General features: G+C 69.8%; 16 protein-coding genes and 2 pseudogenes. 9 read left to right on the plus strand and 9 right to left on the minus strand.

Annotation, left to right across the window (positions count from 1 at the left end; genetic code table 11):
- Positions 1-104: 104 nt before the first annotated feature.
- Together ACGF2V_RS25895 and ACGF2V_RS25900 are read right to left on the minus strand one after the other, a co-directional pair.
- Positions 105-251, minus strand: coding sequence for a hypothetical protein (locus tag ACGF2V_RS25895; protein WP_362709516.1), 147 nt, complete (start codon positions 249-251; stop codon positions 105-107).
- A gap of 288 nt (positions 252-539) precedes the next feature.
- Positions 540-866 (minus strand): hypothetical protein, encoded by a 327-nt coding sequence (locus ACGF2V_RS25900; RefSeq protein WP_362709518.1) that lies wholly within the window; start codon positions 864-866, stop codon positions 540-542.
- A 439-nt stretch (positions 867-1,305) separates the two neighbouring features.
- Between ACGF2V_RS25900 and ACGF2V_RS25905 the strand changes: the two genes are divergently transcribed.
- The 6 genes and pseudogenes from ACGF2V_RS25905 to ACGF2V_RS25930 all read left to right on the plus strand — a co-directional run bounded on the left by ACGF2V_RS25905 (position 1,306) and on the right by ACGF2V_RS25930 (position 8,632).
- Positions 1,306-2,346 carry a BMP family ABC transporter substrate-binding protein gene (locus ACGF2V_RS25905; RefSeq protein WP_362709521.1) on the plus strand — a complete coding sequence of 347 codons (1,041 nt, stop codon included), beginning with the start codon at positions 1,306-1,308 and terminating at the stop codon, positions 2,344-2,346.
- Positions 2,347-2,726: 380 nt separating this feature from the next.
- On the plus strand, positions 2,727-4,343 hold the full coding sequence (locus ACGF2V_RS25910) for an ABC transporter ATP-binding protein (protein WP_362709523.1): 1,617 nt from the start codon (positions 2,727-2,729) through the stop codon (positions 4,341-4,343).
- Positions 4,340-5,479: an ABC transporter permease gene (locus ACGF2V_RS25915; RefSeq protein WP_362709526.1), complete on the plus strand. Its 1,140-nt coding sequence runs from the start codon at positions 4,340-4,342 to the stop codon at positions 5,477-5,479. Before ACGF2V_RS25910 ends, ACGF2V_RS25915 begins: the two co-directional genes overlap by 4 nt.
- Positions 5,476-6,765: an ABC transporter permease gene (locus ACGF2V_RS25920; RefSeq protein ID WP_362709529.1), complete on the plus strand. Its 1,290-nt coding sequence runs from the start codon at positions 5,476-5,478 to the stop codon at positions 6,763-6,765. The genes ACGF2V_RS25915 and ACGF2V_RS25920 overlap by 4 nt, the downstream gene beginning before the upstream one ends.
- Positions 6,762-7,163: a cytidine deaminase gene (locus ACGF2V_RS25925; protein ID WP_362620950.1), complete on the plus strand. Its 402-nt coding sequence runs from the start codon at positions 6,762-6,764 to the stop codon at positions 7,161-7,163. Before ACGF2V_RS25920 ends, ACGF2V_RS25925 begins: the two co-directional genes overlap by 4 nt.
- A gap of 192 nt (positions 7,164-7,355) precedes the next feature.
- A pseudogene (locus tag ACGF2V_RS25930) lies at positions 7,356-8,632 on the plus strand (thymidine phosphorylase).
- Between the two features lie 184 nt (positions 8,633-8,816).
- On the opposite strand, the gene ACGF2V_RS25935 reads toward ACGF2V_RS25930, so the two are convergent.
- Positions 8,817-12,089: a S8 family serine peptidase gene (locus ACGF2V_RS25935; protein ID WP_362709628.1), complete on the minus strand. Its 3,273-nt coding sequence runs from the start codon at positions 12,087-12,089 to the stop codon at positions 8,817-8,819.
- A gap of 429 nt (positions 12,090-12,518) precedes the next feature.
- Here ACGF2V_RS25935 and ACGF2V_RS25940 point away from each other — a divergent pair, with 429 nt between their 5' ends.
- Positions 12,519-12,872 carry an STAS domain-containing protein gene (locus tag ACGF2V_RS25940; RefSeq protein WP_362709531.1) on the plus strand — a complete coding sequence of 118 codons (354 nt, stop codon included), beginning with the start codon at positions 12,519-12,521 and terminating at the stop codon, positions 12,870-12,872.
- A 304-nt stretch (positions 12,873-13,176) separates the two neighbouring features.
- Here ACGF2V_RS25940 and ACGF2V_RS25945 read toward each other — a convergent pair whose 3' ends face one another.
- The 3 genes from ACGF2V_RS25945 to ACGF2V_RS25955 all read right to left on the minus strand — a co-directional run bounded on the left by ACGF2V_RS25945 (position 13,177) and on the right by ACGF2V_RS25955 (position 16,571).
- Positions 13,177-14,175, minus strand: coding sequence for a sigma-70 family RNA polymerase sigma factor (locus ACGF2V_RS25945; protein WP_362709533.1), 999 nt, complete (start codon positions 14,173-14,175; stop codon positions 13,177-13,179).
- A gap of 150 nt (positions 14,176-14,325) precedes the next feature.
- Positions 14,326-15,042: a L,D-transpeptidase family protein gene (locus tag ACGF2V_RS25950; protein ID WP_362620958.1), complete on the minus strand. Its 717-nt coding sequence runs from the start codon at positions 15,040-15,042 to the stop codon at positions 14,326-14,328.
- A gap of 179 nt (positions 15,043-15,221) precedes the next feature.
- Positions 15,222-16,571 (minus strand): MFS transporter, encoded by a 1,350-nt coding sequence (locus ACGF2V_RS25955; RefSeq protein ID WP_362709536.1) that lies wholly within the window; start codon positions 16,569-16,571, stop codon positions 15,222-15,224.
- 62 nt (positions 16,572-16,633) lie between these two features.
- Here ACGF2V_RS25955 and ACGF2V_RS25960 point away from each other — a divergent pair, with 62 nt between their 5' ends.
- On the plus strand, positions 16,634-17,587 hold the full coding sequence (locus ACGF2V_RS25960; protein ID WP_362709539.1) for a LysR family transcriptional regulator: 954 nt from the start codon (positions 16,634-16,636) through the stop codon (positions 17,585-17,587).
- A gap of 182 nt (positions 17,588-17,769) precedes the next feature.
- On the opposite strand, the gene ACGF2V_RS25965 is transcribed toward ACGF2V_RS25960, so the two are convergent.
- Together ACGF2V_RS25965 and ACGF2V_RS25970 are read right to left on the minus strand one after the other, a co-directional pair.
- The gene (locus tag ACGF2V_RS25965) at positions 17,770-17,985 is read right to left on the minus strand and encodes a DUF397 domain-containing protein (RefSeq protein ID WP_362709542.1); all 216 of its coding nucleotides are present in this window, start codon (positions 17,983-17,985) and stop codon (positions 17,770-17,772) included.
- Positions 17,982-18,083 (minus strand): annotated as a pseudogene (locus ACGF2V_RS25970) (transcriptional regulator); the annotation flags it as partial. The gene ACGF2V_RS25965 and the pseudogene ACGF2V_RS25970, both read right to left, overlap by 4 nt.
- 221 nt (positions 18,084-18,304) lie before the next feature.
- On the opposite strand from ACGF2V_RS25970, the gene ACGF2V_RS25975 reads away from it, so the two are divergent.
- Complete coding sequence (locus ACGF2V_RS25975; protein ID WP_362620966.1) at positions 18,305-18,688, plus strand: hypothetical protein; 384 nt, start codon at positions 18,305-18,307, stop codon at positions 18,686-18,688.
- An 89-nt stretch (positions 18,689-18,777) separates the two neighbouring features.
- Here the strand turns inward: ACGF2V_RS25975 and ACGF2V_RS25980 are convergent, their stop codons facing one another.
- Positions 18,778-19,485 carry an alpha/beta hydrolase gene (locus ACGF2V_RS25980; RefSeq protein ID WP_362621054.1) on the minus strand — a complete coding sequence of 236 codons (708 nt, stop codon included), beginning with the start codon at positions 19,483-19,485 and terminating at the stop codon, positions 18,778-18,780.
- Positions 19,486-19,625 lie beyond the last annotated feature (140 nt).

The raw sequence follows: 19,625 nt of genomic DNA on the forward strand, positions 1-19,625 counted from the left end.
CAATCCACACCAAACCGGAAGGCCCTCACCCGTTCAAGATCCCTCAGCCGAGATCTGGCTCACCCGTCCACAACCTCCCGGGACAGAACACCTAGGCGCCGTCGTCAGATGCGGTAGACGTGCGCGCCCACCTTGTACACACCGACATTGGGGTTGTCCGAGCACTTCGCGCTGGACGTTTTTCCGTTGCCCTGGCCCCGGCCGTACACGACCCACTGGGATCCACGAGGGTCGATGCAGATTACCTTCACTTGCTGACGCTCGAGCAAGGGCAGCATCCCTGTACATTTTGAGTAGCCGGTCCACGGCGCCTTGCTGGACTTCCACACGTCACATTCGGCCTTTTGGGCCCCGACCTCGCCCGCTGTGGCGCTCGGTGCGATCAGTAGAGATCCGGCTACTGCCACGAGAGTGAACGCTGAAGTGATTGAGCGTCTTTTCATCCCTGTTCCCCCTTGTGATGCTGGACTCAAGTTGCCCTTCGAAGATGACTCTCTGGTCGTGTGGGCAAGATGAAGAGTTGCTGGATCAGTGATTTCTCAGTGGTCGAAGGCGAAACCGACTTTGAGGACGCCGACATTCGGGTTGTCAGAGCATTTCGCGGTCGAGGTCTTGGCATTTCCTTTCCAGGGGCCGTAGGCGAGCCACTGAGATCCACGAGGGTCGATGCAGGTGACCTTCACGCGGAACTTGTCGAATTTTGCCATGCCGCTGCAGTAGGCAGAACCGGACCATGGTGCATTGTTCGACACCCAGGTGTTGCAGTCGCCGACTCGCACCCCTGCCGATGCGCTGGGCGCCAGCGTGAGTGTTCCCGCAGCGAGAGTGAGAGTGATTCCTGCGATGGTGGAGATTCTCTTTTTCACGGTTCCCCCTCCGTTTTTCAGAAAAGTCGGGCCAGGTGGTCGGTGCAGTGCCCGGTTTCCGGATGGTGAGATATTTTCCCCATTGCAGTGCGTAACTCTTTGAAAGGTTCGCACTGGCGTGAGTGAAGTGGTCGGTAAATTCTTATCAGTGAACGATCAGGTTTGGCAATGGGATAGGAAAATGTGCAGGTGAGGGTTGCTGAACGGAGGATTCCGTTCCGAATTCGTGCGAGTTCTCCATTCCGTGACATCTTGGGCGGTGATCACGAAGAGTAGTCAAGTGGTTGCTTCGGGGTGCCTGGTGGCTGGCCCCGTCGTGGTTCGCGACAATCCGATAACGACTGGTGAACGGGTGCTTAAGTGACATCTACGCGCGTTACGATCGCCGCGAAACCAGCGCCGGAAGAGGCGCTTCGGTCAGGTTTGAAGGAGCCTTCCCTTGCGCCGGGTATCCAAGATCACCGCTGCGTGTGCCGTCACCGCGACCCTCGCCCTCACCGCCTCCGCGTGCGGTGAGTCGTCCACCGAGAGCTCCGGCTCCGACAAGGGCAAGATGAAGATCGGCATGGCCTACGACGTCGGCGGTCGTGGCGACAACTCGTTCAACGACTCCGCCGCGCGGGGGCTGGACAAGGCGAAGGCCGAGTTCGGCGCCGAGACGAAGGAGCTCACCGCCAAGTCCGGCGAGACCCCCGCCGACCGTGAGCAGCGCCTCCAGTCGCTGGCCGAGGGCGGCTACAACCCGGTCGTCGCGGTCGGCTTCGCGTACAAGGACGCGGTCGACAAGATCGCCCCCAAGTACCCGAAGATCAGCTTCGGTCTGGTCGACTCGGTCTCCGACGCGAAGAACGCCGACAGCATCGTCTTCGCGGAGGAGGAGGGCTCGTACCTCGCCGGTGTCGCGGCCGCGCTGAAGTCGAAGGACGGACAGGTCGGCTTCATCGGTGGTGTGGACCTGCCGCTGATCAAGAAGTTCGCCGCAGGTTTCCAGCAGGGCGTTCTGGACACCAACCCGAAGGCCAAGGTGCAGATCCAGTTCCTGTCCACCGGCTCGGACCTGTCCGGCTTCGGCAGTCCCGACAAGGGCGCCGCCGCCGCCAAGGGCATGCTCGACAAGGGCGCGGACGTCATCTTCGCCGCCGCGGGCGGCTCGGGTGCCGGTTCGATCGAGGCCGTCGCGGGCAAGAAGGGCGCCTGGTCCATCGGCGTCGACTCCGACCAGGCCCTCGACCCGTCGCTGTCGAAGTACAAGGACACGATTCTCACCTCCGTCGTCAAGAACGTCGACGGCGGTGTCTACGACCTGGTCAAGTCCGTCAAGGACGGCAAGCCGCTGACCGGCACGCAGGCGTACTCCCTGGCCAAGGGTGGCGTCAGCCTGACCCCCACGGGTGACCACCTCAAGGACATACAGGCCAAGCTCGACGAGGCGAAGAAGAAGATCGTCGACGGCACCATCACCGTCAAGTCCACCCTCTGATCCGGCCGGCCCGGCCGATTCGGAACCGATCGTGGACGGGGGCCCGGCGAGCCGCTTCGGCTGTTCGCTCGGGCCCCGCCGCGCGTACGGATTCCGCTTCTTTCGCGTAGCCGTATGCGCACGGACTGCCACCTGCTGTCAGATGGTCAACGATTTGGTGATGCTACGCGCGTAGCACACGCGGGGCGCGGTACCTTTTCACGCTCCCTGTCACCTCCGTCCTGCGGGTTTCGTCCCGTCGCGTCCGTCCCTCCGTCCCTTCGCTTCCTTCGAGTTCTGAGCCCCATCGTTCCGAGTTCTGAGCCCCTGTCCCGTCGCCTCCCGCCCTCCGCTCCTGTCAAGGAGAGTGCGCCATCAACGCGTCCAGCAGTCCCCATGCCGTGGAACTCCGCGGTATCACCAAGCGGTTCCCCGGGGTCGTGGCCAACCACGACATCGACATCACCGTGCGCCGCGGCACCGTCCACGCCCTGGTCGGCGAGAACGGCGCCGGCAAGTCCACTCTGATGAAGATCCTGTACGGCATGCAGAAGCCGGACGAGGGCACCATCGCGGTGGACGGCGAGCAGGTCTCGTTCCACAACCCCGGCGATGCCATCGCGCGCGGCATCGGCATGGTGCACCAGCACTTCATGCTCGCCGACTACCTCACCGTCCTGGAGAACGTCGTCCTCGGCTCCGAGAAGCTGTATGGGATCGGCGACCGGGCCCGCGCGAAGATCAAGGAGATCTCCGACACCTACGGGCTCGGCGTCCGCCCGGACGCCATGGTCGAGGACCTCGGGGTCGCCGACCGGCAGCGCGTGGAGATCCTGAAGGTCCTCTACCGCGGCGCCCGCACCCTGATCCTGGACGAGCCGACCGCCGTCCTCGTGCCGCAGGAGGTCGACGCGCTCTTCGACAACCTGCGCGAGCTGAAGGCCGAGGGCCTGACCGTCATCTTCATCTCGCACAAGCTGGGTGAGGTGCTGTCGGTCGCGGACGACATCACCGTCATCCGGCGCGGTACGACGGTGGGCACCGCCGACCCGAGGAACACCACGACCAAGCAGCTCGCCGAGCTGATGGTCGGCAGCGAACTCCCGTCGCCGGAGACCCGTGAGTCGACCGTCACGGACGTACCGATGCTGACCGTCGAGGGGCTGCGGCTGAGCGCCACCGACCCGGACGGTGTGGTGCGCTCGGTGCTCGACGGCATCGGCTTCACCATCCACAAGGGCGAGGTCCTCGGCATCGCGGGCGTCGAGGGCAACGGCCAGTCCGAACTGGTCGACGCCATCATGGGAATGCGCCCCCTCGACGCCGGGACCGTCACCCTCGACGGCGCCGACATCACCCGCACTCCGACCCGCAGGCGCCGCGAGGGCGGCGTGGGCGTCATCCCAGAGGACCGCCACCGGCACGGGCTGCTGCTAGAGGCCCCTCTCTGGGAGAACCGCATCCTCGGGCACGTCACCGAGCCCCCCAACAGCAAGGGCGCGTTCCTCGACCTCAAGGGCGCCCGCGCGGACACCGAGCGGATCGTACGCGAGTACGACGTCCGCACCCCCGGCATCGACGTCACCGCGGCCTCCCTCTCCGGCGGTAACCAGCAGAAGCTGATCGTCGGCCGCGAGATGAGCCACCATCCCAAGCTGCTGATCGCCGCGCACCCCACCCGGGGCGTCGACGTCGGCGCGCAGGCGCAGATCTGGGACCAGATCCGCGAGGCGCGCCGCGACGGACTGGCGGTGCTGCTGATCTCCGCCGATCTCGACGAGCTGATCGGGCTCTCCGACACGCTGCGCGTCATGTACCGCGGCCGGCTGGTCGCCGACGCCGATCCCGGCACCATCACCCCGGAGGAACTCGGCTCGGCGATGACCGGCGCGGCCACCGGACACCTCGAAGCCGCGGACGGCCCGGCCCCCGACCGTGTCGCCGCCGACGCCACCAGCGGTACCGGCAGCGCCGCCAGCACCGAAACCGACCCCCGGAACGGGGGAGAGGACCGATGAAGAAGATCGACAAGGAGCGGCTGCTCCTGGGGATCGCGGCCCCCGTACTCGCGATCGTGGTCGCCTTCCTGGTGACCGCGCTCGTACTGGCCGCCACCGGCAAGGAGCCGTTCAGCGCCTTCGGCATCATGTTCGACTACGGTCTGAAGTCGGACAGCCAGGTCTACATCCTGAACAAGGCGACGACGTACTACCTCGCGGGTCTCGCGGTGGCCGTCGGCTTCCGCATGAACCTCTTCAACATCGGCGTCGACGGCCAGTACCGCCTCGCCGCCTTCTTCGCCGCCGCGGTCGGCGGCGCGCTGACCCTGCCCGGCGTCCTCCAGATCCCGCTGATCATTGTCACCGCGATGCTCGTCGGCGCGATGTGGGCCGGGATCGCCGGTGTCCTCAAGGTCACCCGGGGCGTGAGCGAGGTCGTCGCGACGATCATGCTGAACGCCATCGCGACGGCGATCATCGGCTACCTGCTCCAGCAGGGCCGCCTCGGCCACCTCGACGAGGCCGGCACGAAGATCTCCACCAAACCGCTCCCGGAGTCCGCGCACTTCTTCGAGTTCCCGACCACGCCGACCCCCGTCTGGGGCTTCATCGTCGTCGCGGCCCTCGCGGGCGTCCTGTACTGGTTCACGCTCTCGCGCACCCGGTTCGGCTTCGACCTGCGCACCGTCGGCCAGTCCGGCTCGGCCGCCGAAGCCAGCGGCGTGGACGTCAAGAAGATGGTCGTCACCTCGATGGTGATCTCCGGCGCGGTCGCCGGCCTGGTGGGCATGCCGACCCTCCTCAACGACAGCTACGAGTACAGCGGCGACTTCCCCGTGGGCATCGGCTTCACCGGCATCGCCATCGCGCTCCTCGGCCGCAACCACCCCGTCGGCATCGCGCTCGGCGCCCTGCTCTGGGGCTTCCTGGAGCGCGGCACCGGCAAGCTCGAGTTCGAGGGCTACGACAAGGAGATCGTCGGCGTGATCCAGGGCGTGATCGTCCTGTGCGTCGTCATCGCCTACGAAGTCGTCCGCCGCTACGGACTCAAGCGCCAGCAGAGCAAGGTCGGCGCGGAACTGGCCGCGCAGGCCGCCGCCCGCGCCAACGACCAGGCCGCCCGTACCAACGACCAGCAGGAGGTGTCGGCGTGAGTGCCACGGCGACTTCCACCCCGCCCGCCGCGGCCCCCAAGGTCTCCGGCGGCAAGGGCGGCCGCACCCGCCTCTCCCTCCCCGTCGTCCTGCTGATCATCGCGGGCGCCCTGCTCGCGCTGTCCGCCGTACGCGCCATCACCGGCGCCCAGGACGTCACCTCCGCCGGGCAGATCAGCGCGGCGCTCGCTATGGCCGTGCCGATCGGGCTCGCCGGACTCGGCGGGCTGTGGGCCGAGCGGGCCGGCGTGGTCAACATCGGCCTCGAAGGCATGATGATCCTGGGCACCTTCTTCGGCGCCTGGGCCGGTTGGCAGACCAACCCCTGGCTCGGCGTTCTGGCCGGTGTCGTCGGCGGGATGCTCGGCGGACTGCTGCACGCCGTCGCGACCGTCACCTTCGGCGTCGACCACATCATCTCCGGCATCGCCATCAACATCCTGGCGCTCGGCTTCACCTCCTACTTCGCCAAGCTCTGGTTCAACACGGGCGAGGCGGCGGCCAAGGGCGGCAGCCCGAAGCAGTCCCCGCCGGCCGACGACATCACCTCGGTGACGATCCCGGGCCTCTCCGACTGGCTGCACTCCATCGAGAAGCACCACTGGTTCTTCGTCTCCGACCTGGCGGGTGTGCTCGGCGGCCTGGTCACCAAGGTGTCGCTGCTGACGATCCTGGCCGTGGTCCTCTTCTGCCTCACGTTCTTCGTGCTGTGGAAGACCTCGTTCGGGCTGCGGCTGCGCTCCTGCGGTGAGAACCCGATCGCCGCCGAATCGCTCGGTGTCAACGTCTACCGCTACAAGTACATCGCGGTGATCGTCTCCGGCGGCATGGCCGGTCTCGGCGGTGCCTTCCTCTCGCTCGTCACCTCGCACATCTACAACGAGGGCCAGACCGGTGGCCGCGGCTACATCGGTCTCGCCGCGATGATCTTCGGCAACTGGCGGCCCGGCGGGCTCGCCATGGGCGCCGGGCTGTTCGGTTTCGCCGACGCGCTCCAGCTGCGCAACGGCGGCGAGTCCGTCCACGCGCTGCTCCTGCTGCTCGTGGTCGTCCTCGCGGTGCTCGCCGCCTGGAAGCTCTACCGCAAGAGCTTCGTCCAGGGCGCGGTCAGTGCCGTCGTCGCCACCGCGGTGCTGGTCTGGTACCTCGCCACGGACACGGTGCCCACCGAGTTCGTGAGCGCCACCCCGTACATCGTCACGCTGCTCGTCCTCTCGCTCTCCGCGCAGCGGTTGCGGATGCCGAAGGCGGACGGCATGCGGTACCGCAAGGGCCAAGGCAAGTGACGGCCCCCGCCGAGGTCGACTGGGCGGCGCTGCGCAGCGCCGCCCAGTCCGCCATGACGCGTGCGTACGTCCCCTACTCGCACTACCCGGTCGGGGCGGCGGCGCTCGTAGACGACGGGCGGATCGTGTCCGGCTGCAACGTCGAGAACGCCTCGTACGGCATCGGGCTGTGCGCCGAGTGCGGACTGGTCTCGCAGCTCCACGTCACCGGCGGCGGGCGGCTGACCCACTTCACCTGCGTGGACGGCGCGGGCGAGATCCTGGTGCCGTGCGGCAGGTGCCGGCAGCTGCTGTACGAGTTCGGCGGGCCGGAGCTGGTCCTTCAGACGCCGGACGGGCTGCGCACACTCGACGAGATGCTGCCGCAGGCGTTCGGACCGGGGCATCTGAACCCGTAACGACCTGGGGGCGCGAGCCCGCTCCCTATCGCCCCCAGGTCGTCACCCGCGGCGCCGGAACCGCCGTGGCCCCCGGTTTCGCCGGGGGCCGCGGCGGTTCACGGGAGACCCGCCCCCTCTCCACCCTCTATGCGCGTAGAGTCATACGGGACTCTTGCGCACGTACGTACAGGCCGGAAGGACTCCCAGGACATGGACGCCATCTCCGTCATCCGCACCAAGCGCGACCGGGGCGAGCTGACCCCCGAGCAGATCGACTGGGTCATCGACGCGTACACGCGCGGTGAGGTCGCCGACGAGCAGATGTCCGCGCTGGCCATGGCGATCCTGCTGAACGGCATGAACCGCGCCGAGATCGCCCGCTGGACCGCCGCGATGATCGCCTCCGGAGAGCGCATGGACTTCGCGTCGCTCTCCCGGCCCACCACCGACAAGCACTCCACGGGCGGCGTCGGCGACAAGATCACCCTGCCGCTGGCCCCGCTGGTCGCCGCGTGCGGCGCCGCCGTGCCTCAGCTCAGCGGCCGGGGGCTCGGTCACACCGGCGGCACGCTCGACAAGCTGGAGTCCATCCCCGGCTGGCGCGCGCACCTCACGAACGAGGAGATGCGACACGTCCTCGACACCACCGGCGCCGTCATCTGCGCCGCCGGGACGGCCTCGCCCCCGCCGACAAGAAGCTGTACGGGCTGCGCGACGTCACCGGCACCGTCGAGGCCATCCCGCTGATCGCCAGCTCGATCATGTCCAAGAAGATCGCCGAGGGCACCGGCGCACTGGTCCTGGACGTCAAGGTGGGCTCCGGCGCGTTCATGAAGACCATCGAGGACGCCCGCGAACTCGCCTCCACCATGGTCGCGCTGGGCACCGACAGCGGCGTGCGGACGGTCGCCCTGCTCACCGACATGGCCACCCCGCTCGGCCTGACCGCGGGCAACGCCCTGGAGGTGCGCGAGTCCGTCGAGGTGCTGGCGGGCGGCGGCCCGAAGGACGTCGTCGAGCTCACCCTCGCCCTCGCCCGAGAGATGCTGGACGCGGCCGGGCTCAAGGACGCTGACCCGGAGAAGGCCCTCGCCGACGGCTCGGCGATGGACGTCTGGCGCCGGATGATCTCCGCCCAGGGCGGCGACCCGGACGCCGCGCTCCCCCTCGCCCGTGAGCGGCACGTGGTCACGGCCCCGGCCACCGGCGTGCTGACCCGGCTCGACGCCTACGACATCGGCGTGGCCGCCTGGCGGCTCGGCGCCGGCCGGGCCCGCAAGGAGGACGCGGTGCAGGCGGGCGCGGGCGTCGAACTGCACGCCAAGCCCGGCGACCCGGTCACGGCCGGGCAGCCGCTGCTGACCCTGCACACCGACACGCCCGAGAAGTTCGAGTACGCGCTGAAGGCCCTGCCCGGCGCGTACGACATCGCCCCGGAGGGCACGGACTTCACCCCGACACCGGTCGTGCGCGAGCGCATCGCCTAACGACCTGGGGACCGATGGGGAGCGGGCTCCCTATCGCTCCCCAGGTCGTCACGCGGACCGCGCCAGGCGCACGCGTTGCGCCCCGGACCACCCGACGGGACCCCACTCCCGACCGGGGAACGCGAACGGCCCGTCCGGGCGGATTCCTCCGCCCGGACGGGCCGTTCCGGTGTACCGGTCGGTCCTACTTGCCGAAGTAGGCGTTGTAGATCGCCACCGAGGACTTGTTGCCCTTCTTGTCGGTGACATCGGCCTTGTAGGAGATGGACTTTCCCTTGGCCGGGTTCTTCACCGAGAGCTTGCCCGACTTGACCGCGGTCTTCTTCCAGGTCTTGCCGCCGTCGTAACTGACGTACACCGACAGCGACTTGAGGTTCTTACCGGCGGCAGCGCCCTGGACCGTCACCGGCACGGACGCGGTCTTGCCCGCGGTGACCTTGCCGTCCAGCGTCACGTTGGGCGTGAAGCGGACCGTGGAGACCGGCAGCGCGGTCCGGGTGCCGGTCTTCTTCGACTGGAAGGTCCAACTGGCGTCGATCCGGCCGGAGACGGCCGACACCTTGGGGGAGATCCGCACGGAGGTGGTCAGCCGGTAGTCGGCCGCGCCGGACGGCACGGCGATGGACTCGCCCTCCAGCGGGTTCGTGTTCTGGACGAGCTTCTTGCCGTTGCGGTACAGCACGGTCTTGACCGAACTGTAGGGCTGCGCACCGAGGTTGCCGCTCCCGTCGGCCGAGAGCGGCACGTCCGCGGTGAGCTCGTTGCCCTCGCGGAAGATTCCCAGACCGGAGCCGAGCGTGGGGCCGAACACCGCGATGTTGACCTTCTTCGCGTACGTGGCACCCGCCTTGAAGGACTGCGGGCCGCCGAGCGTGTAGCCCGACTCGACGTTCGGGTAGCCGTCCGGGTCCACCCCGTCTTCCTGCATGAAGCTGAAGTCCCACTTCACCTTGTCGGCGGTGGACACGTACGCGGTGACGGTGCCGGGCAGTTTGTGCGCGGACGCGGCACCCCAGGAGCCGGACGAACCGGGGAGCAGGCCCCACGCTCCGAAGCTGCCGCTCTTGCCCTTGGCGGACGCGCCGAGACCGACGTTCACCTTGGCCATCTGACCGGCGGTGAACTTCCGCTTGTACCCGGTCGCGGCCTGGGTCACCGGCCCGCCGACCGCGATGTCGTACCGGGTCGCGGCCCCCTTGGTCCAGGAGCCGATCCACTGCTGGGAGAGCGAGCCGTCCGTCACCTTCGGGCCCAGGTGCGCGGTACGCAGACCCTTGTACGACTGCAGGTACCAGCCGTAGCCGTAGCCGGTCTTCTTGGTGTCGAACTGGATCTCGGGCGCGGCCAGCACGTCCTTCGTGCCGGTGGCGGGCAGGGTGATCTCCACCGGCTTGGTCGTGCGCGCGTCGAGGGTCACGCTGGTGTTCTTGCTGATGTCCAGCCGCGGCTGGGACAGCCAGTCGGTGCCCTTGGTGCTGTCCTCCGGGTCGGTGTGCACGGCCGTGTTGAGCACGTAACCGCCCTTGGGCACGCGCACCTTCGCCGTGCCGTTCTCGCCCGTCGGGTGGAGCCACGTCTCGCGCCCCAGGCCGGAGAGTCCGGCCAGGTCGTTCTCGTAGAACGCGGCCGGCTTGCCGTCGCGTCCGATGACCTTGAGGGTGAGGTCGTACGACTCGATCTCGCGCTCGACCGCCGCGGCCGTGCGGACGGTCTGGCCGCCGCCGGTTGCGACGACGTACGCCGAGTAGCCGCCGTCGGCGCTGCCGCCGAGCCGGGTGTCCACGGTCAGCGGCACGTCGACGGTGCCGCCCGCGGGGACGGTCACCTTGTCGGAGCCGAGGGTGAAGAAGCCGGCCGGGGCGGGCTCGCCCTTCGGCCCGGTGCCGTTGACCGCGAGGTCGAGCGTGACGTCCGTCGTACCCAGGTTGCGGTACGTGATCTGCTTCGTGACCGGGGCGTCGTCGGTGTGCGGCCACTGCTGCACGCCGAAGTTCAGCGACACCGGGTCGGCGACGACGGTCTGGGCGATGGCCTTGTCGACGGCGATCCGGCCCGAACCCTGCTGGAACGGGGTGTACGCGCCCGGCTTCGTCGAGGCCGTGAGGGCCCCCTTGAGCTCGGCGTACTTCCAGTCCGGGTGCTGCTGCTTGAGGAGCGCCGCGGCGCCTGCGGCGTGCGGGGTCGCCATCGACGTACCGGAGATCGTCAGGTAGCCGGGCGGGTTCTGGCCCTCTTCCCGGTCGATGACGGAACCGGGGGCGGCGGCGGCCGTGATGTCCACGCCGGGGGCGGTGACGTCGGGCTTGATCGCACCGTCGCCGACGCGCGGGCCGCGGCTGGAGAAGTCGGCCAGTTGGTCCTTGTCGTCGACCGCGCCGACGGTCAGCGCGGCGTCCGCGCTGCCCGGGGAGCCGACCGTGCCGGCTCCGTCGCCCTCGTTGCCCGCCGCGATGGCGAACAGCACGCCCTTGTCGGCCGACAGCTTGTTGACGGCCGCTTCGAGCGGGTCGACCTCCGGGGTGTCCCCGCCGCCGAGGCTCAGGTTGACGACGTCCGCGCCCTGCGCGACCGCCCACTCCATGCCCGCCAGGATGCCGGAGTCGTCGCCGTAGCCGTCGTCGTCGAGCACCTTGCCCGCGAGCAGCTTCGCGTCCGGCGCCACGCCCTTGAACTTCCCGCCGGACTTGGTGCCCGTACCAGCGGCGATCGATGCCACGTGGGTGCCGTGGCCGAACCGGTCCTTGGTGTCGGACGAGGCGGAGAAGTTCTTCGCCTCCACCACCTGGCCCTTGAGGTCCGGGTGGGTGTCGTCCACACCGGTGTCCAGGACGGCGATCTTGACGCCCTTGCCGGTGTAGCCCGCCTTCCAGGCGGCCTGGGTGCCGATCTGCGGGACGCTCTTGTCGAGGCTCGCCTTGCGTACGCCGTCCAGCCAGACCCGGTCGATTCCCGCGGCCGCGGTGCGCTGGAGACCTCGCGACGGCTTGCTGGTGAGCGCCTGCCAGATGGCCTGGGCGTCGTCCACCGGCGTGGTCACCGACTCGGCGTTCAGCGACGTCAGGGTCCGGCCGACCCGGGTGTCGCCCGCGTCATGGACCTCGGCCTTCGCGGCCGACGCCCGCGCGCCCCGGTAGGAGACGATCAGCTTCAGGCCGGCCTTCTGGGCCCTGCGGATCTCCGCGCGGTTCAGCTCGGTGATGTCGAACAGCCGGCGGTCCAGCTTCCCGGAGTTGATCAGCCGGTGGGCATCGGCGGGGACGAGCAGGGTGTGCCCGTCGCGCATCTGCCGCTGCACGGGTATGTGTTCACGCCCCTTCGCGGGAACGAACCGCAGCACCCGTCCCTTGGCGTCCACCGTCACGCGGTCGCCGGTGATGAGCGTCAGCTCGTGCCCCGCCCCGGAGGCGGTGCCCGTCGTCCGGGCGGCGGCGGGCTGGGCCGCGGCCGGGGTGGTCATCCCCGCCGCGAGCGCCACGGCGGCGGCCGTGGCGATGGTCGAGACACACGCGTTTCTCACGTGTTTGCGCAACTCTCCCCCTGGAGAATCAGGCGGCCCACGAGGGCCACTGGTCAGTCGGCGCCGACGGTGGTGGCCGAGCGACCGAACAGCCGAGGGCTGAACGGTCGAGCAGTGAACGGCCGAACCGTCGGACCGCTGGTACAGACCGGTCATGTAACTAGAGGGGAAATCGATCGAACAGGTTCACAGGAGGCGTACGAATAACCGGAGTTGACGTAACTTCATCGCTCCGGGAGCGCGTGCGGGAGGCGAAGGCCGGGGGCGCGGGCCGCAACGGGGCCGTGGTGAGGCCGAGTACGGCGAGTGGGCGGGAATACGGAGCGATGAGTTTCGGCCGCGGGACCGGTCTGTTCTGACATGGAATCGATGACCCCGGACGTGCTCGTCGTCACCGGCCGTGTCACACGGGCCGTGGTCCCGGCACTCTGTGCCGAGCTGGAGTCCCTGCTGTACGACGCCGACGGCGCCGTACGCGTCCCGGACGACGACGGGGTCGACTGCGATGTGGGCGGCGTCGTGCAGGTGGATCTGGCCCTGGTCGAGGCCGTGGCGCGACTGGGACTCGTCGCCCGACGGGCGGGCGGCAAACGGCTGCGCCTACGCGACGCGCCACCCGAACTTCTCGCCCTGCTCGATCTGTTGGGACTGTCCGGTGTGCTGGACGTGGGGTACGGGACGGGGCGCGGAGGTTACGGTCCGGGCCCGGGACGGGGGGCGTAGGGCCCGGAGGCCGCGGAGGGGGCGCGGGGGCTCCGGACGGGGACCGGGGAAGCAGAGAGCGGGGCGCGGGGCCCCGGACCGGGACCCGGGAGGCAGGGAGCGAGGTCCGGGCCGTACGGGGCGCGGCCCCGGGGAGCGATGCCTGAAAGTGCGGCGCTCCAGGAGCGCACGCCTCCCGCCCCCTGCCCCGCTCACCGTCGGCCCCAGCCCCCGACCGCCGGCACCACTCGGCCCGCCACGAGCCCGTTGCGCACACCGCGCCGCATGCCGCGTCGGCCGCGTCTCAGACCGCGTCGGCCGCGTCTCACGCCGCGTCGGCGTCGAGCCGGTCCGGCAGCCCGAACAGCGGGAACCAGCGGGGCGTGTCCAGGAAGCAGTGCATCCCGGTGATGGAGCCCTCCACGATGTCGATGACCTGCACCGCCCACGGCACGAACCCCGGCCCTTCCGGGTTCGGCTTGTAGTGCGCGAACGCCGGGGTGCCGTTCGCCTCCGTCGCCACCAGGCGCGAGCCCGCACAGCTCGCGCCGATGGTCTGCATGAAGCCGGTGATGTCGGCACGCCCCCGGAGCCAGAGGTCGAACGGCGGCATGGTCATCACGGCGTCCTCGCGGAGCAGCGCGGTGAGCGCCGCCATGTCGTACCCCTCGAAGGCGGCGACGTACCGTTCGAGCAGTTCGCGCTGCTCCTCGTCGAGCGGGTTCGCGGTGTCGACGAGCCTGCCCTCGTGCTCCGCGAGGGTGGCACGCGCCCGCTGGAGGGCGCTGTTCACCGAGGCGACCGAGGTGTCGAGCAGTTCGGCGACCTCGCTCGCCTTCCAGGCCAGCACCTCGCGCAGGATCAGCACGGCCCGCTGCCTGGGCGGCAGATGCTGCAACGCCGCGACGAACGAGAGCCGCACCGACTCCCGCGCCACCGCGGCCTCCGCCGGGTCGTCGGCCGACGGCAGGATCCGCCCGTCCGGCATCGGCTCCAGCCAGGTCTTCTCCGGCAGCGGGTTGAGCGCGGCCTCGGCGAGCGGCGTCGGGCCCGACAGGTCGACCGGACGGGCGCGCTTGCTGCCCGCGTTCAGCATGTCCAGGCAGACGTTGGTGGCGATGCGGTACAGCCAGGAGCGCAGCGACGAACGCCCCTCGAACTTCTCGAAGTTGCGCCAGGCGCGCACCATCGTGTCCTGTACGGCGTCCTCCGCCTCGAAGGCCGAGCCGAGCATCCGGTAGCAATAGCCGGTCAGCTCGACCCGGTGCCCCTCCAGTCGGCTGTCGACGTCCGCCGTCCCCGCCGAGACCGTCAGATCACTCATCGCTCCACCCCTGTTGCACTGTGGCACAGATCACTTCAATACCTCGGAAGGTACCGGAGCCCACTGACAACAGGGGTGGAAAGCGGGGAAGCCGTGCCCGCTGCGGCACACCGCGAACGGGACGGTGAGGACCACGCGGCGCGGACGGGGTCAGGTGCCGGGCTTGCGCCCGTACACGTACACGTCGTCGCCGTTCTTCAGCAGCTTCCAGTACGCCTTGGCGTCGGCGTCCCGCATGTTCACGCAACCGTGCGACCCCGGGTTGTTCCACATCTTCAGGCCGACCGAGTGGAACGCCTGGCCGCCGTCGAAGAACTGCGCGTACGGCATCCGCACGTGGTAGATCGTCGAGAAGTGGTTGATGTTGCGCATGTAGATCTTCTTGGACCCGGTGCGGGTCTCGTACCCGTCCCGGCCGGTCCGTACGGGAACCGGGCCGTACTTCAGCTTGCTGCCGTCCTGGATCCAGGACAACTGCCGGGTCAGGTCCACGCACGCGATGCGCCCCTTGTTCGTGGGGCACTTCTTGTCCTTGTTGGGGGTCTTGCCGGCCGCCTTCTGGGCCGTGAGCGTCTTCATCGTGCGCCAGGTGACCGGCCCCGCGTAACCGGACGCCGGGGTGACCCCGTAGGTGTTCTGGAACGACCGGATCGCCTTGCAGTCGGCGGCCGACTGCTTGCCGTCGACCGGCCGGTGCAGGTACTTCTCGACCTGCTTCTGGTACGGCCCCGTGGACGTCGTGCAGGACGCCGCCTGCGCGGAACCACCGGTGCCCAGGACGACGGCGGGCACCGCCGCCAGACCGGCCACGGACGCCGCGAGTACGCGCCGCGTCCGGACCCCTCGTATCTTTCCTGCGACTCTCATGCCGCCGAACTCCTCTTCGCGCTCAGACAGGTGCTTTTGGCCACAGCACTAGACGCGCGTAGAGGAGTGGTTGGTTGTGCGGCGAATGTCTCAGTTCGGTACAGGTGCCGACGTCCCTGGTCAGGTACCGCGTCGGGTGCCCTGGTCAGGTACCGCGTCGGTGCCTGCGGACGTCGGCGTCAGTGCTGCGCGCACGCCGCCGGGACCGGCCGACGGCGCGCGGCCCGCGACCCGTACAGCGTGACCGAGACCACACCGAGGACCGCGAGCAGCCCCAGCGCAACCGTTCCGGGCCAGCCGACGGCGTGGAAGGCGACCGCGCCGAGCGTGCCGCCCGCGCTGGACCCCAGGTAGTAAGCGGACTGGTAGAGCGCCGACGCCTGGGCCCGGCCCTTCGTCGCCGTACGGCTCACGGCCGAGGAGGCGACCGCGTGCCCGGCGAAGAAGCCCGCCGTGATCAGCACCAGACCGAGGAGCACGAGGGCGACTTCGTCGGCGAGCGAGAGCAGTAGTCCTGCGGTGGTCGTGGAGACGGCCAGGTACAGCGCACCCCGGCGGCCGAGCCGGGCCACCAGCCTTCCGGCCGCGGCGGAGGAGACCGTACCGACGAGGTAGACCAGGAAGATCGAGCCGACGACACCCTGCGGAAGGTTGAACGGCTCCGCCACCAGCCGGTAGCCGATCACGGTGTAGACCGCGCCGAACACCGTCATGAACAGCGCGCCGATGGCGTACAGGCGACGCAGCAGCGGATCGGCGAGATGACCGCCCACCGTCCGCGCCACGGCCTTCGGGTTCAGCGACCCGGGGGTGAAGTGCCGTGCCCTGGGGACCAGGAAGTGGAACGCGACCGCGCAGACCGCGGCCAGCAGCCCGACCGCGCCGAGGGCCGCCCGCCAGCCCCATAGCTGGGCTGTCCAGCCGGTGAGGATACGGCCGCTCATGCCGCCGATGCTGTTGCCCGCCACGAACAGTCCGATCGCGGCCACCAGCGCCTTGGGCCGCACCTCCTCCGCCAGGTACGCCATCGCGGAGGCGGGCAGCCCGGCCAGTGCCGCACCCTGTACGGCGCGCAGCGCGACCAGCCAGCCCAGCGAGGGGGCGAACGGCACGAGCAGCCCGACCAGTACCGCGACCGTCAGCGACGCGGTCATCATCTGCCGCCGCCCGAACCGCTCGGAGAGCGCGCTCAGCGGCAGCACGCACAGCGCCAGCGCGCCCGTCGCGGCGGAGACCGTCCAACTGGCCTGCCCGGCCGTGGCGCCCAGCGAGGCGGAGATGGCGGGCAGCAGGGCCTGCGTGGAGTAGAGGAGCGCGAAGGTCGCGACCCCCGCGGCGAACAGAGCGAAGCTCATCCGGCGGTAGCCGGGGCGCCCGGGTTCGAGACGGTCCGCCTCGGCGGGACCGGCGGAGTCCGCGGGGCCGGCCGAGGCGGTCGCGTCGGCGGATACGGCGGTGTCGGCGACGGGGGACGGCTGGGGCGAGGCGCCCACGACGATCGTGGACGCCCCGGTACTGGCAGGAGGCATGCTTCGAACGTAGGCCCCTCCCTTTCATGCGTCCAATGCATGAATCGGACATAATCAATCCCATGGTGCATGAACCCAGCTCACGGCCACGGCTGTCACCCAGCAGTTACGAAGAAGACATTCGGGCCGTTCTCGCACCCCGCCTCGCCCACTTCGCGGCCGTGGCCCGCCACGAGCACGTCACCCGCGCCGCGCACGAGCTGGGCGTGCCGCAGTCGACGCTCTCGCGATCGATGGTCAGGCTCGAACAGGACCTGGGGGTCGCCCTGTTCGCCCGCAAGGGCCGCACCGTCTCGCTCACCCCCGCCGGCCGCACCTTCCTGGCCTCCGCCGAGCGGGCTTTGGGCGAGGTCGAGAAGGCCGCCGAATCAGTACGGGCCGACGCGGACCCGGCCACCGGCAAGGTCGCCTTCGGCTTCCTGCACACCATGGGCTCCGAGACCGTGCCCGCCCTGCTCCGCGCCTTCCGCGCCGACCACCCCGGCGTACGCTTCCAGCTCGTCCAGAACTACGGCGAGGCGATGATCGAACGCCTCCGGTCCGGCGGCCTCGACCTCTGCCTCACCTCACCCGTCCCGGACGCCCCCGACCTGGTGGCCCGCCGCCTCGACGAACAGCGGCTGCGCCTCGTCGTCCCCGAGGACCACCGCCTCGCCACCCGCCGCCGCATCCGCCTCGTGGAGGCCGCCGACGAGAAGTTCGTGACCCTCGAACCGGGCTACGGCCTGCGCCGGATCACCGACGACCTGTGCGCCCAGGCGGGCTTCAGGCCCCGGGTCGCCTTCGAGGGCGAGGAGGCGGAGACCCTGCGCGGCCTCGTCGCCGCCGGACTCGGCGTGGCCCTGCTGCCCCCGCCCGCGGTGGCCCGCCCCGGCGTCGTCGAACTGACGGTGACGGCCCCGAGAGCGGCCCGCGAGATCGGGGTCGCCTGGCTCGACGGCCACCCGGACACCCCGCCCGTGGCGGCGTTCAAACGCTTCCTGCTGTCGCGCCGGGGACACCTGTTGCCGGACTGACGGCGGGGGCGGCTCGCCCGCCGGATCGCGCCGGAGGGCGTCGAGCAGCAGGCGGGTGACGGCACGGCGCGGATCGGTCCGCGACGCACGGCCGCGCAGCATGAGCAAAGCCCCGCCGTTCCCTCCGAACCGGAGGGTGTGGCGAGGCTTCGCCGCGCTCGGTGGCGGGTGGCGCGGTGCGGTCAGATGGTGCCGAACTCTCCGGCCTTGACGCCTGCCACGAAGAACGCGAAAGCCTCGGCAGAGGCGTTCAGTACCGGGCCATTCGAGTTCTTGGAGTCGCGAACGGGGACGATGCCCGTGGCAGACGCATGCGCCGGGGCCCATTCGACGCAGGAACCGCCACTGCCGCTGTAGGAGGACTTGACCCAGCGGAGGGAGGAAGAGTCGGTCGTCACGGGGTGCCCTTTCGTACCTCGTCGATCACGGCGACCGATGCCGCTTGGGACAGCGCTTCGGCCTGTAGCTGATGGTAGGCCCTCACCAGCGGCAGTACGGGGTTGCCGTTCCCCGTTCGTCGCCTTACGTAGTGACGAACTCACCTTTGCTGTATCAGAGTTGACCATCGAACTCGCCGCGCGCGGGCCCCAGCTCGCGCACCGCAGGCCCCGGCCGGGAGACCGCGACCATCACGGAAACCTGTGGGTTCGCATGTCGGAGTCCTCGGACGGGCGCCCCCTGTACGCGTCCATGCATGCCTGTCGGCAACGCCGGTCCATGGAAGGTCTGTTGTGTCAGGTGTGCGCCGAACCGGCCGACCGGAACGAACACGGATGGCTGTTCCTCGACTGGCGGCGCCCGGACGCGCCCCTGACCTGGCCCGAGAGGTCCATCACCTCCATGCCGCCCCTGTGCGCCGAACACGCCTGCGTTTCTGTCCGCCAGTGCCCGTACCTCCGCCGAGCCGAGTACGCCGTACTGCGCGTACGCAAACCCCAGCTCTACGGGGTCTCCGGCACCCTCTACCAACTCGCCGACACCGGATGGCACACCTCCGAGAACGACGTGCTCTCCCCGTACAGCAGTCCCCGTCTCCCCGGCATGCTCGCCTCGCGCCTCCACCGCCAGTTGCGCGGCGTGACGGTCGTCGACCTGCCGTAGCCCACATCGCTTCCGTCGGCGGTGAGGGGTGGATCTTGCCTGCGGTGAGTGTTTCTCCGCGCGTGCGGGGCCTCACCGCGCACGCCCCCTCACCCCCGCAACGACCTCCCGAACCCCGCCGCCAAGGGCATCCGCAGGCCCAGCGGCGGTGGGGCCGCGAGGGCGTCGGTGACCGGGCGGGCGTAGGGGTGGCCGAGGAGCGAGCCGCGGATGAAGTTCGTGGCCAGGGCCGTCACTTCCGCGCGGTGCTGGCGCAGGGAGTGGCCGTCGGAGTGGACCTCGAAGCGGCAGGTGTCGCGGTTGGTCTTCTTGGCGCGTTCGGCGAGTTGGAAGGAGAGTTCGGGGTCCGTGCGGGCGTCGTTCGTGCCGTGGACGAGCAGGACCCGTCGGCCGAGCAGGTGCTTCACCGGTTCTGGTTCCGGTTCCGGCCCTGGTTCTCGTTCCGGTTCGGTCGCCGTGTTCCCGGGGAGCCAGGGGGCCATCGCCAGAACGGAGTTGACCGCCGCGTGGCCGCCCGCGCGGAGGGCGGCCCGGCCGCCCATGCCGTGGCCGGCGAGGCAGACGGGGACGTCGCCGTAGCGGCGTACGACCTCGTCCGCAGCCCATTCGGCGTCCGCCGCGAGCTGGGCTTCGATCGTGTTCCAGCCGCGGCAGCGGTAGCGCACCACGTGGACGGCGAGTCCGTCCGTGCGCCCGGCGCGGGCCAGGGTCCGGGCCAGGGGGAGCTGGGAGGCGTACGAGAGGAGGGAGGGGCGGCGGTGCGAGGCGGGTTCGCCGTCCGGGAGCAGCAGGACCACCCCGCTGACCGCGGTCGGTGCTCCGGCCGTGCCGACGGCCCGTCCCAGTCTCGCGGCGGGGAGGGAGAGCGCGCGCTGTGCCATGACAGAACAGTGTCAGAAGGCCGGGTGTACGCCACCCGTCTTCGCGGTCACTGTTA

Source organism: Streptomyces sp. NPDC047982 (genome assembly GCF_043204165.1).
Classification (GTDB): domain Bacteria; phylum Actinomycetota; class Actinomycetes; order Streptomycetales; family Streptomycetaceae; genus Streptomyces.

Bases quoted from the DNA above. Each gene is read 5' to 3' on its own strand.
- ACGF2V_RS25915 (WP_362709526.1), top strand. From the start codon at position 4,340: ATGAAGAAGATCGACAAGGAGCGGCTGCTCCTGGGGATCGCGGCCCCC.
- ACGF2V_RS25935 (WP_362709628.1), bottom strand. From the start codon at position 12,089: ATGACCACCCCGGCCGCGGCCCAGCCCGCCGCCGCCCGGACGACGGGC.
- ACGF2V_RS25940 (WP_362709531.1), top strand. From the start codon at position 12,519: ATGACCCCGGACGTGCTCGTCGTCACCGGCCGTGTCACACGGGCCGTG.
- ACGF2V_RS25945 (WP_362709533.1), bottom strand. From the start codon at position 14,175: ATGAGTGATCTGACGGTCTCGGCGGGGACGGCGGACGTCGACAGCCGA.
- ACGF2V_RS25950 (WP_362620958.1), bottom strand. From the start codon at position 15,042: ATGAGAGTCGCAGGAAAGATACGAGGGGTCCGGACGCGGCGCGTACTC.
- ACGF2V_RS25955 (WP_362709536.1), bottom strand. From the start codon at position 16,571: ATGCCTCCTGCCAGTACCGGGGCGTCCACGATCGTCGTGGGCGCCTCG.
- ACGF2V_RS25960 (WP_362709539.1), top strand. From the start codon at position 16,634: ATGGTGCATGAACCCAGCTCACGGCCACGGCTGTCACCCAGCAGTTAC.
- ACGF2V_RS25975 (WP_362620966.1), top strand. From the start codon at position 18,305: ATGGAAGGTCTGTTGTGTCAGGTGTGCGCCGAACCGGCCGACCGGAAC.